The 15001-nt window shown below is 60.1% G+C and carries 10 protein-coding genes; 2 read left to right on the top strand and 8 right to left on the bottom strand.

Translation table 11 applies throughout. The features are described from left to right. Nucleotides 1-194: 194 nt before the first annotated feature. A complete protein-coding gene (locus tag ACO07N_RS15670) occupies nt 195-1604 on the bottom strand; it encodes a UDP-glucose dehydrogenase family protein (protein WP_421981913.1) in 1410 nt (469 codons plus the stop codon). A gap of 615 nt (nt 1605-2219) precedes the next feature. Here ACO07N_RS15670 and ACO07N_RS15665 point away from each other — a divergent pair. After that, nucleotides 2220-3068, top strand: a complete 849-nt coding sequence (locus ACO07N_RS15665) for a hypothetical protein (protein ID WP_421981912.1) — start codon at nt 2220-2222, stop codon at nt 3066-3068. Next, nucleotides 3065-3631 (top strand): NUDIX hydrolase, encoded by a 567-nt coding sequence (locus tag ACO07N_RS15660; protein ID WP_421981911.1) that lies wholly within the window; start codon nt 3065-3067, stop codon nt 3629-3631. Before ACO07N_RS15665 ends, ACO07N_RS15660 begins: the two co-directional genes overlap by 4 nt. A 28-nt stretch (nt 3632-3659) precedes the next feature. On the opposite strand, the gene ACO07N_RS15655 is transcribed toward ACO07N_RS15660, so the two are convergent. The 7 genes from ACO07N_RS15655 to ACO07N_RS15625 all read right to left on the bottom strand — a co-directional run bounded on the left by ACO07N_RS15655 (nt 3660) and on the right by ACO07N_RS15625 (nt 14921). After that, nucleotides 3660-5132: a sigma-54-dependent transcriptional regulator gene (locus tag ACO07N_RS15655; RefSeq protein ID WP_421981910.1), complete on the bottom strand. Its 1473-nt coding sequence runs from the start codon at nt 5130-5132 to the stop codon at nt 3660-3662. A gap of 31 nt (nt 5133-5163) precedes the next feature. Beyond that, nucleotides 5164-8664, bottom strand: a complete 3501-nt coding sequence (locus tag ACO07N_RS15650; protein ID WP_421981909.1) for a PAS domain S-box protein — start codon at nt 8662-8664, stop codon at nt 5164-5166. Between the two features lie 121 nt (nt 8665-8785). Then, nucleotides 8786-10696, bottom strand: a complete 1911-nt coding sequence (locus tag ACO07N_RS15645; RefSeq protein WP_421981908.1) for a hypothetical protein — start codon at nt 10694-10696, stop codon at nt 8786-8788. 13 nt (nt 10697-10709) lie between these two features. Next, nucleotides 10710-12218, bottom strand: a complete 1509-nt coding sequence (locus ACO07N_RS15640) for an MBOAT family O-acyltransferase (protein WP_421981907.1) — start codon at nt 12216-12218, stop codon at nt 10710-10712. Between the two features lie 3 nt (nt 12219-12221). Continuing rightward, nucleotides 12222-13448, bottom strand: coding sequence for a tetratricopeptide repeat protein (locus tag ACO07N_RS15635; RefSeq protein ID WP_421981906.1), 1227 nt, complete (start codon nt 13446-13448; stop codon nt 12222-12224). Then, entirely contained in the window at nt 13445-13660 is a 216-nt protein-coding gene (locus ACO07N_RS15630) for a hypothetical protein (protein ID WP_421981905.1), read from the bottom strand. The genes ACO07N_RS15635 and ACO07N_RS15630 overlap by 4 nt, the downstream gene beginning before the upstream one ends. Further along, nucleotides 13653-14921 (bottom strand): hypothetical protein, encoded by a 1269-nt coding sequence (locus tag ACO07N_RS15625; protein ID WP_421981904.1) that lies wholly within the window; start codon nt 14919-14921, stop codon nt 13653-13655. The genes ACO07N_RS15630 and ACO07N_RS15625 overlap by 8 nt, the downstream gene beginning before the upstream one ends. Nucleotides 14922-15001 lie beyond the last annotated feature (80 nt).

Genomic DNA, 15001 nt, shown 5'->3' with positions numbered 1-15001 from the left:
TACTTTTGATTTGTAAACAAAATCGATGCAATTCGCCAAACATCACATCGCTCAATCACTCTCCCGGGCAAGAAAACAGGCCGGCCGGGTGTGTGCGTCACACCCGGCCAACCCGTGAAACAAAATGGTGTCCGCTCCCTCCCGTGGGGTATCGATGGGGGCAAAGTGGGAGGGAGCGGACGGGAGCGTGAGGTCTACCAGCCTATGCCGATATAGTGAGAAGAGTTACGGGCTTCGTCGGAGATGCGGACTAGATCCACCACCGTTGCCTCTTCCTTCTTGGACCTGAGCACGCTCCGGAGCTCTGGCAGTTTCTGGGTGACGACGATGACGTCGGCATCGCGTGCGGCGTCTTCCGGTGTCGCCTGCATAAAGTCCGCAAGACCATCGACCACGTTCTGCAGATGCGGTGCCGCATAGCGCATGTAGTCGAACTGCTTGGTGATATGCGGGCCGGGCTGGATCGCCGGGTCGTAAGCGACGATCTCCGCGCCCTCGTCCTGCAATTGCGCGATCAGCTCCAGGGCCGGGCTCTCACGCAGGTCGTCTGTGCCGGGCTTGAAGGCGACACCGAGGACGGCAACCTTATTTGCGCCGGTTTCACGCACCAGGTCGACCGCCTGCTCGACCTGCTTCTCGTTGGACGGCGTCAGCGCATCCATCAGCGGGGTCGAGACACCAAGCTTGTCGGCAAGATGGGTCACCGCGCGCACTTCCTTGGGCAGGCAGGACCCGCCGAACGCGAAGCCGGGCTTCAGGTAGTAGGGCGACAGGTTGAGCTTGGTGTCCTGAACGAAAATATCCATGACCGCGTGGCTGTCGATGCCCATCGGCTTGCACAGACGCCCGACCTCGTTGGCGAAAACAACCTTTGTTGCGTGCCAGACGTTGTCGACATATTTCACCAGTTCGGCGACCTCGACCGTGGTGACGATCGGGTTTTCGTCGACCGGTGCGTAAATCTCGGCGAGAACGGCAGCCGTCCTCGGGTCGGACACGCCGATCACGGTTTTCGGTGGTGCGTGGAAGTCGGCGATTGCCGTACCTTCGCGCAGGAATTCCGGATTGAAGCAGATGCCGAACCCCTGCCCGGCGATCTTGCCGGAGTAGCGCTCCAGGACGGGCTTCATGATGTCGAGCGTTGTCCCGGGAGGAACTGAACAGCGCAGGACGACAATGTGAAACCCGTCCTTTTTCGCCAGGGCTTCGCCGATGCCGCGTGCAACGGCCTCAATGGCCCTGGTGTCGCAGCCGCCGTCTTCACTGGTCGGGGTGCCGACGGAAACGAATGTGACATCCGTCTCCATGACCGCCCTTTCCAGGTCGGTGGTCGCGCTGAGGAGATCGTGGTCAACACCCTTGGTCAGGAGTTCGCCGAGACGGTCTTCGTGGATCGGGCTTTCGCCCCAGGAAATGGAATCGACTTTCTGGTCATCGATATCGGTGCCGACAACGCGGTGACCGAGGTCACTCAGGCAGGCAAGCGACACGGCGCCGACATATCCCAGTCCGACAACGCTGATCGCTTTTTTCTCATCCGCGAGCTTCAGTTCAAAACCGTCAATCTCGCGTGCCGTTTCGAAGTTTCCAACAAACATGTTCATGTCATTGCTCCCATTGAATTGTTTCTGGGAACTACAAGAACAATCTCCGTGCCAAACGAATTGGAACGGATTTTTTATTTTTTTTCAGTTACTTATGATTTTTTCGATTTCCAGAGCGTTGTTTCATCTTTCGAATTTGGCAACGAGAATTTCGCGTTTTCGATTTTCCGATTGCAAATCCGCAAAGCGCGTCCGGTTCAACAAGACCCGTGCCAGTCCACCTTCGCCGAAGTCCCGGTCGACGCTCCGGTATGGACTTGTAGATGAGACCGAAATGGCATGGGAAATGACGAAGCCCCGTCAGGAAGAGTGTGCGGAGCGGGCTGCTGCCCGGTCAAGCACGCTGACGTCACCGGGGGAAGCCATTCCGATGTCCTTCGGTCGCTGATCGAGCCCCTATATATAAAGCGTCGACGCCATCGACAGTTCCGGGACGTGGCATTTTCGAAATCAAAAAATGCGTTTTGCCATTTCGCAAAAATTTCTCGCGTTGACTGAGCAAGCTCGAGCAATCAAATCTATAAGATACTGATTTTTCGAATTCTTTCTCATCACCGATATTTGGCCGCCGATTTGCAATGCCTTCCGCAAGTCTGAATTCGAGGAGGCAAAGCAATGTATTCGAACACACACTTCGACACAGTCGGCAAGGTGGCCATTCCTTTCGGCACATCGCAGGACGCACCAAGAGAGAACATCTTTCTTTTCGATGCCAACGTGCTGCTGGACATCAACCATGGAGAAATGGACCACGCCTTTGCCGGCTACCTGGCGGATTTCGCGGAACAGCGGTCCTGCTACATCCTGTCCAATCTGAACTATGCCGAAACGGTTTCGCGTATCCCTTCGCGGTTGCGCAGACGCTTCGCCGGCATTTTCGCGTCCGCCGGAACGGAATTCTGGCGGGGAAATGAGCTGCTGGTCCGCCACGACCACGATTTTTCCGACGAGGTCTATGAATATGTCGCCCGGATGGTGCTCCACAGCGCCTATCCGAATAAACAGGCTCCCCTGATCGACAGCGGCTCCGCGACGCTTCGGATCTGTCTCGCCGGAACCCGTGTCGGGCGGACGGCGAAAAAGGCCTATCTTGCCTGGGAAAACGAACATCGGGAACTCGACGCAATCATCTCGTCATTCGAACGCCGGTTTTCGGAGTTTGACATCTGCAAGGACACTGAGACCAGCCTGCTGATCACACCGAAATCCTATACGACAGCCGAGGTGCAAAATCAGCTGCTGCGGCGTCACAAGGCGGCACGTGTCATTGCCTATCTCGGCAAGAAGACTGCCGGCGGTTACGCCAAGCGGATGTGCGACGCGCTGCTGAGCCGGAATGTTCTGTCGACCGTTGCCGGTCCGAGCGATATCGGCCAGTTGCTGAGCTATGAGAAACGGTTGCTGAAGGATATCAAACCAAAGGCGGTCGCACCTACCCGTCTGTTCCAGGGAGCCTGGCAATGAAAGCCTCTCCGATCGTTCTGGATGACCCGCACTGGTCGGTGCTTCAAAGCGATACCGTCTACGATTCCGGCAAGAACCTGCGCGTCTTGCGACAGACCGTGCAGCTGCCCGACAGCCGAATCATCGACGATTACTTCCGGATCGACCTTCCGTCCTTCACCTCGGTCTACGCGGTCACGGAAGAGGGTGAAGTGCTGCTGCTAAGGCAGTACAAGCACGGTGCCGGTCAGGTGTGCCTGACGCTTCCCGGCGGGCAGGTCGATCCCGGCGAAGATCCTGAGTTTTCCGCACGGCGCGAACTGCTGGAGGAGACCGGCTACGGCGGTGGCAGATGGATGGCGGGTCCGTCGCTGGTCCTTCACGGCAACCAGGGCATCGCGCGGGCGCACGTGTTTGTTGCCAACCATGTCATCAAGCTGGGTGAACCCTGTTCAGACGACCTTGAGGATGCTGTTCTGGTCACCCGGCGGCGCGCCTATCTGCGTGAGGCAATGCTGAGAGGTGAGTTTCCCGTGACGTCGCATGTCGCAACGATCGGCATTGCCGAGGCGCTTTTGCGCTAACCGGAGGCTGATCAAACAGACCGGGTCCTCAGGCGCTTTCCGCCGAGAGCCCGTCGTCCGAAACCGCGGCCTCGTCCTGCTCCGCCCAGATCTCCTTCTTCCGATACAGCGTCGAAGGGCTGACCTGCAGGGTCCGGGCCGTTTTTGGGAGGCTTCCCCCGCAAGCGTCGATGGTCGCCTCGATAATCTGCCTTTCGAGCTGTTCGAAGGGCTGTCCCAACGACACCGTGATCGCCGGCCAGGAACCCGGCTCAGCCGCGACCGCCCTGTCGCCGGGACCGGCCTGGGCGGCAACACTCTGAACCGCTGCCTGCTCGGCCTGGATCTTCGGCGCAGGTGCGCGCCCCTGAAGCGTCGTCAGCATGCCGGCTTCCACGAACGGACCTTCATTCAGGACGACGAGGTTCCGGATGGTGTTCTGCATTTCGCGCACATTGCCGGGCCAGGAATGGGACAGCAACGCCTCTTCCGCTTCCACAGAAAAGCCTTCGAACGCTTTTCCTTCCTCACCGGCGAACTGGGTCAGGAAATGCTTGGCCAGTTCCAGGACGTCGGCCCCTCGGGCTCTCAGGGGCGGTAGACCGATGGGCAAAACATGCAGCCGGTAGAACAGGTCTTCGCGGAACCTTCCGGCCTCGACTTCGGCAAGCGGGTCCCTGTTGGTGGCGCATACGATGCGCACATCCACCTTCTTGAGCGCATCGCTGCCGACTTTCTGGACCGTGCCGCTTTGCAGGAAACGCAGCAGCTTCGCCTGAAGGGCAAGTTCCAGCTCGCAGATTTCGTCAAGGAACAGCGTGCCGCCATCCGCCCGCGCGGCGGCGCCATCGCGATCCGACGTCGCCCCGGTGAATGCGCCCTTGATGTGACCGAAGATTTCCGACTCGATCAGGTCCTTCGGAATGGCGGCGCAGTTCAGCGGAACGAAGGGCTTCTTGGCGCGCGGGCTGGAGCGGTGAATGGCCTCGGCGCAAACCTCCTTGCCGGTGCCGCTCTCGCCGGTGATGAATACGGACGCATTGGAACGCGCCACGCTTTCGATCATCTTGTAGACAGCCGTCATCGGCAGGGACGAGCCGACAAAACCGTGCTGAAGCTTACCGGCGGCGGGTTTGCGCACCTCTTCAACGACTTCCGTGAGGGTTTCGCGTTCGAGCGCGTTGCGCGTCGTCGTGACGAGACGCTCCTCCGCGACCGGCTTGACGATGAAATCGTAAGCGCCGGCCTGCATGGCGTCGACGGCCGTCTTGATGGAACCGGAACTGGTGACGACCACCACGGTTACCGGGAGTTGCTCTTCGCGGATCGTCGCCAGGACGTCCATTCCGCTGATGTCAGGCAGCTGCAGATCAAGCAGGACGACGCTGATGCCGCCCTTGCGCAGCCGTGCCAGGGCGTCCGTCCCCGTTTCCACGTGAACCGTGTCGAGACCTGCGCGTGACAACTGATGACCGTACACAGTCGCAAGCGGCAGAGCGTCTTCAACGATCAGAACTTTCACCTCGTGCTCCTTCCGCGGCGCAGATCATCCATCAGGTTTCAAGAGATATCTGTACACCTATTTCGTCTGCCAATGCTTTAACTTCCGTTAGTGTACGGTCACAGATGTCGGAAAGATCGTCCATTTTACCCATGGCCGCCGTCTCCTTGCCGTCGCGGACCAGGGTGTTGACCGTAGTCGCGATCGTGGCAAGTTCCAGGGCACCGAATGTGCCGGCCACGCTTTTGAGGGCATGCGTCGCCCGTTCGAGCTTTTCCGGTTCGTTTGCCTCTGCTGCCTCAAGTGCGGCGGTCCGGCGTTTCAGCGTGTCGTCGACGAATTGCTGCAGCAGTTTCTGCTTCAACTCGTCCGGCATGGTACCGAGGATTTCCCTGGCTGCCTCCAGAGACGCCGTCGTTCCAGAGGTAACGGTCTCCGGCTCGCCGGCGACGATCCGGGAAACATTGCGGGATATGCAGGCAAGCAGGTCCTCCTTTTCGACCGGCTTTGCCAGGAAATCCGACATGCCGGAGTCGAGAAAGCGTTCCCGGTCACCGCGCAGCGAATAGGCCGTGAGCGCAACAATGGGGGTGTTGAGATTGCGCTGTCCGTGCCGGATGCGGCGCGTGGCCTCGATCCCGTCCATCTCGGGCATCGAAATGTCCATCAGGATACAGTCGTAGTCACGCTTCGACGCGGCCTGGACAGCCTCCCTGCCGTTATTCGCAATATCAATGTCGCAGCCGGCGCTGCGCAGGGCATGGCTGACCACGATCTGGTTGGTCGCATTGTCTTCGGCAAGAAGAATGGTCAGGTTATCGGGCAGTTCTGCCTGTTCATGCGGATGGTCTTCGTCCAGCACCACCGTCTGGTCGTCCGCGAGGCGGATCGGCACGACGAACTGGAAGGTGCTGCCCACATCCTCTTCGCTTTCAACGAAAACTTCGCCGTCCATCAGGTGCGCGATCTGCCTGCAGATCGCAAGGCCAAGCCCGGTTCCGCCCTCTTTCTTGGTGTAGCTCGTATCGACCGTGACGAAATCGCCGAAGAGCGCTTCATGCTTGTCCTCAGGTATCCCTATCCCGGAATCCGTGACCGAGAACCGGAACGTCGGTTCAACCGGATCATCCTTCGTGATGTCGACGGAAATCTCGACGAAGCCGATCTCGGTGAACTTGATGGCATTCGAAACCAGGTTCAGGACGACCTGACGCAAACGGCCCGAATCCCCCACGACGTTGTGAGGCAGATCGGACGGATACTTCATGGAAAGCTGCAGCCCCTTGTCCTGTGCGATCGGCTTGAACAGGTCGGCCACGCTCTTGACGAGTGTCTTGAGCCGGAACGGCGCAATGTCCAGTTCCATGCGGCCGGCCTCGAGCTTGGAAAAGTCCAGAATGTCGTTGATCAGCTCTAGGAGGGACCGGCCGGACTCGCGTGCCGTCTTGACGTAGTCGGCCTGAGCCGGGTTCAGATCGGTGTCCCGCAGCAGGCTGAGAATGCCGAGCACGCCGTTCATCGGCGTGCGGATTTCGTGGCTCATCATCGCCAGGAACTTGGCCTTGGCCTCGTTCGCGGCCTCGGCTTTTTCCTTGGCGTCCCTGAGGGCCGCGTCGGCGGCCTTGCGCTCGGTGATGTCGCGGACATATCCCAGGAACAGCGGTCCTTCGGCGCCCCTGGTGTGCCGGATCGCAAGTTCGACGATGATCTCGTGACCTTCCTTGTGGAGGCCTTCGATTTCGATGCGCTTTCCGAGAACCGGCCCCTCGCCCGTCTCCAGAAACCTGACAAGACCGACGTCATGCGCCTTGCGGTGCTGGTCCGGGATGATGTAGTCGGACATCTTCCTGCCGATGAGCTCGGTGGCTGTCCAGCCGAAGACATCCTCGGCCGCCGGACTGAAATCCAGCACGATACCGTCCCCGTTCATGACGATGACACCATCAAAGGACGCATCGACGACATTGCGCAACAGGTCTTCGTTGCGCCTGAGCTCGGCTTCCCGGTTCTTGAGTTCCGTGATGTCGACGCGGAAGCCGACCATTCCACCCTCGCTCGTGCGCGATTCGATCACCCGCAGCCAGCGACCGTCATCGAGATGCTGCTCCATGGGTGCGCCCGGGTTCTGGTGACGCTCCATGCGCATGGCGACCCAGTCTTCCAGGATATCCTCGTTGACCTGATACTGGCCGCGCATGGCGCCTTTTCTGATGATCTCCTCGAATTTCGCCCCCGGCTGAATGAGATCCGCGCTGGAGCTGTAGAACTCCCTGTATTTGCTGTTGCACAGCACAAGCCGGTCCTCGGCGTCATAGAGTACGAAGCCGTCCGGCAGGGATTCAATCGCATCGACAAGCCGGGTTTCCGCCTGCTTCACCTTCGCAGCAGCCGCTTTCCGGTCCGTCAGATCCCTGAAGATCGCCGTGAAGGTGGCCGATCCGTCGATCACCACTTCCGACAGGGACATCTCGACCGGGTATTCGCCGCCGTCCAAACGCCGGCCTGTTGCCTCCAGGCGTTTGCCCGACGTCTCGATGGACGTTGCCGTGCCCGGGCAACATTCGAAGGGCAGCTCCTCTTCGCCCGTGTCGGGGAGAATATCGCTGATCATCCGGCCGACCAGATCAGCGCTTTCGGATGCGCCGAACATGGCAAGAGCCCGCTTGTTGGCACTCAGGACTTCCCCCGATGGCGAGAGGGTCAGCACCCCGTCCAGCATCGTGTCCAGAATCGCGCTGACCTGCGCTTCGCCCGTTTCGGCGCGCAATGTGGCCTTTACCAACGCGTCGTTCTTTTCACGTTCCGCATCAGCCAGACCGGCAAGACGCCGCATGGCGCGCTGCCGCTGAAGCGAGAGCACAAAGGTCAGGGCCAGCGCCGCAGCAAACGCGATCACCAGCATGAAGATCAGGTTGTCGATCGAGGTGAAGCCCGTGCCGTATAGAGCGCTCGCCGGGATGATGACCTCCTGAATGCCGCGGACATCGCCGACTTCCCACACATCCCTCGGCGATTCAGGGTGCGTGTTGTGGCAGGCAACGCAGCTTTCTTCCATGCGCACGGCCGTCGCACTGCGAAAGAACGTGCCGTCCTCCCCTTGATCGAGGCGCTGGTATGGTTTGTCAGGCGCCCTTTCGATCGCAGCCAGGGCTTCGCGTTCAAATGTATCCAGTTCGCGGTCCTGCCGCCAGGGCCACGGATAGCGCGACAGCATGCGGATTGCGCTGCTGGCACCTCGTGCCTTCAATTCGTCTTCAAGCGCCAACGTCAGCGAGACCGGCGCGGGAATTGTCAGGTCCTTGTCGTGATAGTCATGGCTAACCGAGACATCCTGCGAGGAATAAAGCTTGTCCACGACCTCGCGCGAATAGAACGACCGCGCGGCCGTCAGCAATTCCGATTGCGCGCGGGCCGCTGCGGACAGATCGGCCGTTCTCGCCTTTTGTCCGAAATCAACGGCAATCACGTAAGCGGCAATGGCCGACGCCGATATGAAGACCAGGACGAGCCAGAATGTGGCATCGAATGTCAGTTCCCGGATCCACTTGCGCATTCTTTGTCCCCTCGGTTCCCTTGGCCGGACCCGCCCCCCTTGCTCACGCACTTTGGTCCATCCTTCCCCATTGGTTATGAATTTTCGATTTAACGCGGTGAAATCCCCGCTCCCGCAGCCTTCAGTTTCCCGGGGTTTCCGCCGAAATCCGGAAGAACGGATTGCCGCTCATGAAGGCGTCCAGGCTCGCGTAGGAAAGTTCCTTCTCGCGGGTGCAAAGATCCGTGCAGCTGTAGACGTCTATCGTCAGCTGAAACGGCTCCGAAGCATCGAACAGGCGGGCATAGGCGTAGAGCGTGTCGGCGGAGCTGTGTCCCGGCACAGGCGCTGAATAGATGTCTTCGAACATCGGTGTCGCGTAGTGGCTCCAGCCGCTCGCAGGAAACCAGCGATCGCCCTGCGGCCCTCCTCCATCAAGGTCCCGGGGCGTCGCAATGCCGAAGTCCAGCAGATAGTCGAGACGCTTTTGCACGGCTTCGGAAATCTCGGCACGCGCTCCGGACACAAAATCGCCGAGTGTCAGAAGCGTGATCCCGGCATGGCCGGTATCCTCATATCTCTGGGTGGAGAGCTGTTCCGGTGTCAGCCCCTTCTCCCGGTAGTAGCCCTTGGGCCAATAGCGCCAGAGACCGCCATTTTCATCCTGTTCCCACTCGTCCAGAAACACGCCGACGATGTCGCGCGCCCTTGCCTTGAGATCCGTGTCCGGCAATGCATCCAGAACGCCGGCAAAGGCAATCTGCCAGTTCCACGGAGCGGGTTTGCCGGCGAAGCGGAAGTCGATCTCTCCGTTGATGCGGTAGAGGCCGAGCCCGGCATCGAAGTCACGTTCGTAGGCCCGGGCAAGACAGGCATTGGTTTCGGCGATCTGCTTCGCCAGGTCCTGCGGACACAGATTGTCGAGTGTCTTGCAGGAACCCGTGAGCGCATTGGCAATCATCGCCTGGTTGATCATGAGGGTCAGCCGTTCGCCCGGAGCTGTTCCGTAGATCGTCGAACTCCATCCGCATTGCGGTCCGTCGGGATCTGCGCGGTTCTGCAAAGCGTCGTTTGCGGCGAGCGTCAAGCGCATGGATTTCAGCGTCAGGCGGGCAAAAACCTCCGCGCCGGTTTTTTCGTAAAGGGAAGACAACGCCCGCAGCCGATAGCTCTGGTTCCAGCTCTGCAGCCCCTCTGCATCGGACGAACACGCACGAACCTCTCCTGTCTGGGACAGGAGTAGGCCCGAAACCGCATAAAAGAAGCGAAGGGCGGCAGGCGTGCCGGAGACGTCCATCACTGTCTGGCCGCGCGACAGTTCAAAAGACTTCGGCAGCTTCGTGAACTGCGCCCCTCGCGAACTCATCACCGGCGTGCCGATGGTTCCAGACGTGAGATCAATCCTGTAGATACCCGTGTCTTCACCTGCGCCGCAATCAAGCTGGGCCCAGAGCACATCGCCGGCAATCCGCAGGCGACCGGGCTCGCAGGTGCCGAAGTCGACGAGCGTCTCCGCCTGCGCCATGATCCGTCCGTCCGGGTTCCTGAGATACCTGTTGAGACGCCAGGCTTGCGCCGCCTGTCGTTCCAGAAGCAAAACCGCGTCGGTTGTGTAGCGCAGCAGTTTCACGGACCTGTCCCGCGCCCAGCTCCTGGCGATCTGTCCGTCCTGGAGCAGTTCGGTCTGTTTTTCCCCGGTCTTCCAGGTGCGCAAAACGGCCAGGGAGCCGTCCCGGGCCAGGCGCAACGCGCCCATACGTGCGCGTCCGGAAGCGTCCGCGACCCAACCCTGTTCAACCCCGTTGACGGTAACGGTGGGACGATCGTCGCCCGGGTTTTTCCGGACGACCAGTTTGTGAGGCCCGGCCTGTGAGACCGTTTCCAGGCAAAGCCCGCGTTCTCCCTTGCGCGAGACGATGCCGGTCTCAAGGTCGACCGACATCTTCTGGACCGGCAAGGACAGTTTGCTGCCCGCAGGGTCCGCCGCCGCTGCCTGGGTGCCAGGGGCACACAGGAGCGCGGAGAGACCAAGGATCTGAAGCAGATATCGCATTTCAGCCAACCGGTTAGAAGTTGAAGTAGATAAATTCGGTCAGCTCGGCCAGGCGGTAGGTCTGGATGAGCGCAACGCCGAACAGAACGGACATCGCTGCCGCCCAGCCTGCCGTCGGCTTCCAGCGCACCGGCAGGAAACCGTCCGAACGCCTTTGCGACACGAATTTCTTCAGGCCGAGGATCGGATTGTAGTTCTCCGTGAACTCGATCGAGTTCGGCAACAGGAAGACAATCGCCGCGAGGCAGATCATCGCCGCCCAGACCGGTGCGGTCCCGGTGACCATCGTGGCCCAGAGCGTGGGCTCGTAAACCGTGGACAGGCCGGTCATGCCGAGAATGATGTTGTTGGCACCTTCAAAGCTCTCGGCGCGGAAATACACCCAGGCCACCACGACGGCCACCAGGGTGATGCCGCGGGAGAGAACGTTGCCAACCGGCTTCGGCAGGATCGAGGGAACGTAGCCGGCAGAGACCAGGGCCGACCAGCCGTGGTTGATGGCAAGGTAAGCGCCGTGCAGGCCGCCCCAGAAAACGAAGGTCCAGCTGGCACCGTGCCACAGGCCGCCGAGCAGCATCGTGATCATCAGGTTGGAGTAGCGGCGCACCGGACCACTGCGATTGCCACCAAGCGGGATATAGAGGTAGTCCCGCAGGAAATGCGACAGGGTGATGTGCCAGCGGCGCCAGAAATCGGAAATGCTGGTGGCCTTGTAGGGCGAGTTGAAGTTCACCGGCAAACGGATGCCGAAGAGCCTTGCAAGACCCAGCGCCATGTCGCAATAGCCGGAAAAGTCGAAATACAGCTGGAACGTATAGGCCAGCGCACCGATCCAAGCCGCCTCGAACGGGACACCGGACGTGGTTTCGGCCATGTTGAAGACAGCGTTGGCATAAGGCGCGATGCCGTCAGCGAGCACGATCTTCTTGAACAGACCGATGGCAAACAGCGTGCTGCCGACAGCAAGGTTCAGGACCAGCTTGTTCTTGAAGACCGGCAGCTTGAACTGCGGAATGGTCTCCTTCTGCATCACGATCGGTCCGGCAATCAGCTGCGGAAAGAACACGACGAAGAGCATGTAGCGCGGGAAATCACACTCGGTGACCTCGCCCTTCCAGGTGTCGATCAGGAACGAGATCTGCTGGAAAGTGAAGAACGATATCGCCAGGGGCAACACCAGGTGCAGCAGCGGGATATCCGCTCCGGCGATGACGTTCGCGTTGCCGATGAAGAAGTCGGCATATTTGAACACCGCGATCAGACCGAGGTTGAAGACTATACCGCTCACCAGGATGAACTTGTCCTTCACGGCGCGCAGGACCCGGTGAAAACCGTAATTGACGACGACCGAACCCAGCAGCAGCGGCAGGTAGATCGGCGTCCACCAACCATAAAAAACAAGCGAGGCAAGAATGAGCCACCAGATGATGCCGTTTTCCCAGCCATAGTGCCGGAGGATCAGATATCCAAGCAGGACGGGAGGCAGGAACAGGTAGATAAATTCCAATGAACTGAAGACCATGACTCAGCCCTCCTTCTTGTCAGCAACGGATTGAACGGATTTCTCGATAACCGTCAGATTTGCTTCGTCTTCCTGCAGGAGCTTTTCCAGCAGACTGGTGCTGCCCTGGTGGCCGCGATCGGCCCCCTTCCGGGCCAGCTCGATTGCCTTCTGGCGGTCCTGGAGCACGAGGCCGCCCTCGGCGAACAGCCGGGCGAGTTCCTGCATCGCGCCGGGATGACCGACGGCAACGCCGCGTTCCAGCAATGTGACTGCCGCGTCCGGCTCGAGACCGTGTTTTCTCTTGAGGTGAAGACGGGCGAGCGCGGTCAGTGCACCGCCGTGTTCGGCAGTCGCTGCCAGCCGCAGCCACTTCAGCGCTTCAGCGGTTTTTTCTTCGTCCGCTGCCCCCGTGAGGAGCATCAGTGCGAGATCGTGCATCGCGCCGGCGTCGCCGAGATTTGCCGAGCGCAGGAACCAGTCCTTGGCGAGCGAGCGGTCGGCGGCCATGAATTCGCCATCGCGGTAAATCCGGCCCAGCGTCTTTGCCGAGCTCGCCGACCCGTCGCGGGCTTTCTGCTCAAGACCGGTGATCGCACGCTCCGCCCAGAAACGGGCACGGTCCGGATCCGGGGTCAGACCGTAACGGCCCGTAAGCAGGATGCGCGCATAATTGATGGTGGACGAGGGATACCCGGCGATGGCCGCCTGTTCGTAGTGGTGGAAGGCCGCGTTCAGGTCGCGCTCCGCACCAATGCCGCGCTCGTAGTGCTTGGCAAGCTGCACATGCGCCTTGGGATAGTCCCACTCAAGCGACTTGAGGAACCACTGCAGGGCAATCTCGGCGCAATGTTCACCGGACGAGCGCTGAAACAGGCGTCCGAGTTCATAGGCGGTCTCGCCACGAAATGCGAAGGAATACCGGACGGCTTCCATGAAGATCAGGCGAGACTGGTCCAGGTCGGCTTCGACGCCCCAGCCGTTCTTGTAGGCCCGGCCGAGATGGAAGAGCGCGACCGGATGGCCGTCATTTGCAAGCTGGGTCAGAATATCGGCTGCGGCCTCCCAGCGGCCGACTTTCTGCAGACCGCGGGCCTGCTTGATCATTTCCTCGATGGTCGGGTCGATCCGCTCGGACTTGGCCTTCACCGGCGTGGTGTCGGAAGAAAGTGCCACGGCACCGGCGACACCGAATACAGCTCCGAGCAAGAGCCCTTTCCAAAGCAGCGATTTCTTGTTCATCCGGGTCATAGCAGCACCTCCAGGGTGAATTTCGTATCCAGCCGGCCCGTGTCGAACCTGTTCAGACGCTGAGTGTTTTCATGACAGGAGCATTCAAGCTCGGCCGGTTTTTCGGGGGAGCGGTTCCGGTCTTCCTGGACCCCGGCCGCCGCGATGGCGCCCATGATCAGGCCGGTTGCCCCAATGATGGTTTCTTCGAACGGAAAGAACGGTTTAGCCATTGTTCTGCCTCCAGATTCTGCAGGAGACGCCTTCCAGGAGTTCCAGCGTGCCTTCCTTATGGGATGTTGCCGTTTCGGCCGGCGTCACCGGGCAGACCAGGTCCTTGCGGCGCCTGGTAGCCAGAGCAACGTGCTCCGGGTCGCGGTCGATCAGCATCAGCAATTCGCCGACGATCAGGCGCGCCGGGTCGGAGCTGAAGTGATAGGCATCCGTGAAATTCTCCAGGTCGCGCGTGAAGGGCGTGTCGAAATCCAGATCCACGACGGGGGCCAGCGTCGAAAGCCGCTCACGGAACTTGTGATTGGCGGCCGTGAGACCGAAATCGGAGATCCGGCGCTGCATCTCGGAGATGGTCGGCGGGATCAGGAAGATGAGGTCCACATCGTTTTCGGCAGACCAGGACGCGATTTCCTCGACCATGCCCCACAGCTCATCCGACTGCTTGAAGCGGCGCCAGTCGGCCGCACCGTTGGTGCCGACCTGCTTGGCGAAAAGCTGTGGCAGATCGCGTTCGATGAGGATTTCGGGCCAGTACCTGCCCCAGCGCCCAAGGCCATAACCGTGTCCGTGGTAGACCGCCGGCAGCCGCAGGGCCGAGACCGAAGTGCTCAAGGCGCATTCGTCACACAGGGCCGGATCGAGAAGCGCCTCGACCGAGAGCATGCCGATCGCGTTGAAATCGGCCGCCCTGGCTTCCTGGACGGGCCAGAAGGAAATGTCTTCGAAGGATCCTGTCAGGGCCGGATAGCGTTCCTCGAGCAGGCGCCATCCAGTCTTGGCAACGAACCAGTTGGTGTAATAGCCGAAAGGATTGTCGGCGAGCGCGATTGCTTCGGGAACACGGTTCATTCCGCCCTTGAAGCGGGCATCCATGCTTCTGAGCGGCAGGCTGACGATCAGCGTGTCGAGGTCAACCGTATCGCGCAGGTATTTGAACGTGTCGTAGATCTCGTAGACGGTCGCCCCGCCATAGGCGAAGTTGTAGACATCGTCACGGCCGAGTTCCTGCCAGTACTTGTCCTGAAGCGCCCGTGCTCGGCTGTCTCCCAGGACAACCGTCGAGGCCTTGATCCGCGGATACTCGATCATCTTGTAGAGCGGGTAATGTGCCTTGACGCTGGTTTCCTTCTTGTTCAGGTCAAGGTCCACCAGCCGGTTGTGATCGAACGCGTCGACGACGACATTGAACGCGACCGGAGCCAGCGCGATCATCGCGGTCATGGCCATGGCGGCGGTGTAGAATCTTGAAGTCGGTCTCATGGCAAAGCCCCTGAAATTGTTTCTGGGTCTTTTGGAAACAAGAACCGGGCCAGCACGCGATTATCTAGAAAAATTAAATA

It is taken from the genome of Roseibium sp. (genome assembly GCF_965229775.1).
Lineage (GTDB): Bacteria > Pseudomonadota > Alphaproteobacteria > Rhizobiales > Stappiaceae > Roseibium.
The sequence above is the reverse complement of the archived record's forward strand: the minus strand, read 5'-3'. Positions and strand labels throughout refer to the sequence as shown.

What these genes read in the sequence shown, in the direction of transcription:
- ACO07N_RS15670 (WP_421981913.1), bottom strand. Translation starts at nt 1,604, where the DNA reads ATGAACATGTTTGTTGGAAACTTCGAAACGGCACGCGAGATTGACGGT.
- ACO07N_RS15665 (WP_421981912.1), top strand. Translation starts at nt 2,220, where the DNA reads ATGTATTCGAACACACACTTCGACACAGTCGGCAAGGTGGCCATTCCT.
- ACO07N_RS15660 (WP_421981911.1), top strand. Translation starts at nt 3,065, where the DNA reads ATGAAAGCCTCTCCGATCGTTCTGGATGACCCGCACTGGTCGGTGCTT.
- ACO07N_RS15650 (WP_421981909.1), bottom strand. Translation starts at nt 8,664, where the DNA reads ATGCGCAAGTGGATCCGGGAACTGACATTCGATGCCACATTCTGGCTC.
- ACO07N_RS15645 (WP_421981908.1), bottom strand. Translation starts at nt 10,696, where the DNA reads ATGCGATATCTGCTTCAGATCCTTGGTCTCTCCGCGCTCCTGTGTGCC.
- ACO07N_RS15640 (WP_421981907.1), bottom strand. Translation starts at nt 12,218, where the DNA reads ATGGTCTTCAGTTCATTGGAATTTATCTACCTGTTCCTGCCTCCCGTC.
- ACO07N_RS15635 (WP_421981906.1), bottom strand. Translation starts at nt 13,448, where the DNA reads ATGACCCGGATGAACAAGAAATCGCTGCTTTGGAAAGGGCTCTTGCTC.
- ACO07N_RS15630 (WP_421981905.1), bottom strand. Translation starts at nt 13,660, where the DNA reads ATGGCTAAACCGTTCTTTCCGTTCGAAGAAACCATCATTGGGGCAACC.
- ACO07N_RS15625 (WP_421981904.1), bottom strand. Translation starts at nt 14,921, where the DNA reads ATGAGACCGACTTCAAGATTCTACACCGCCGCCATGGCCATGACCGCG.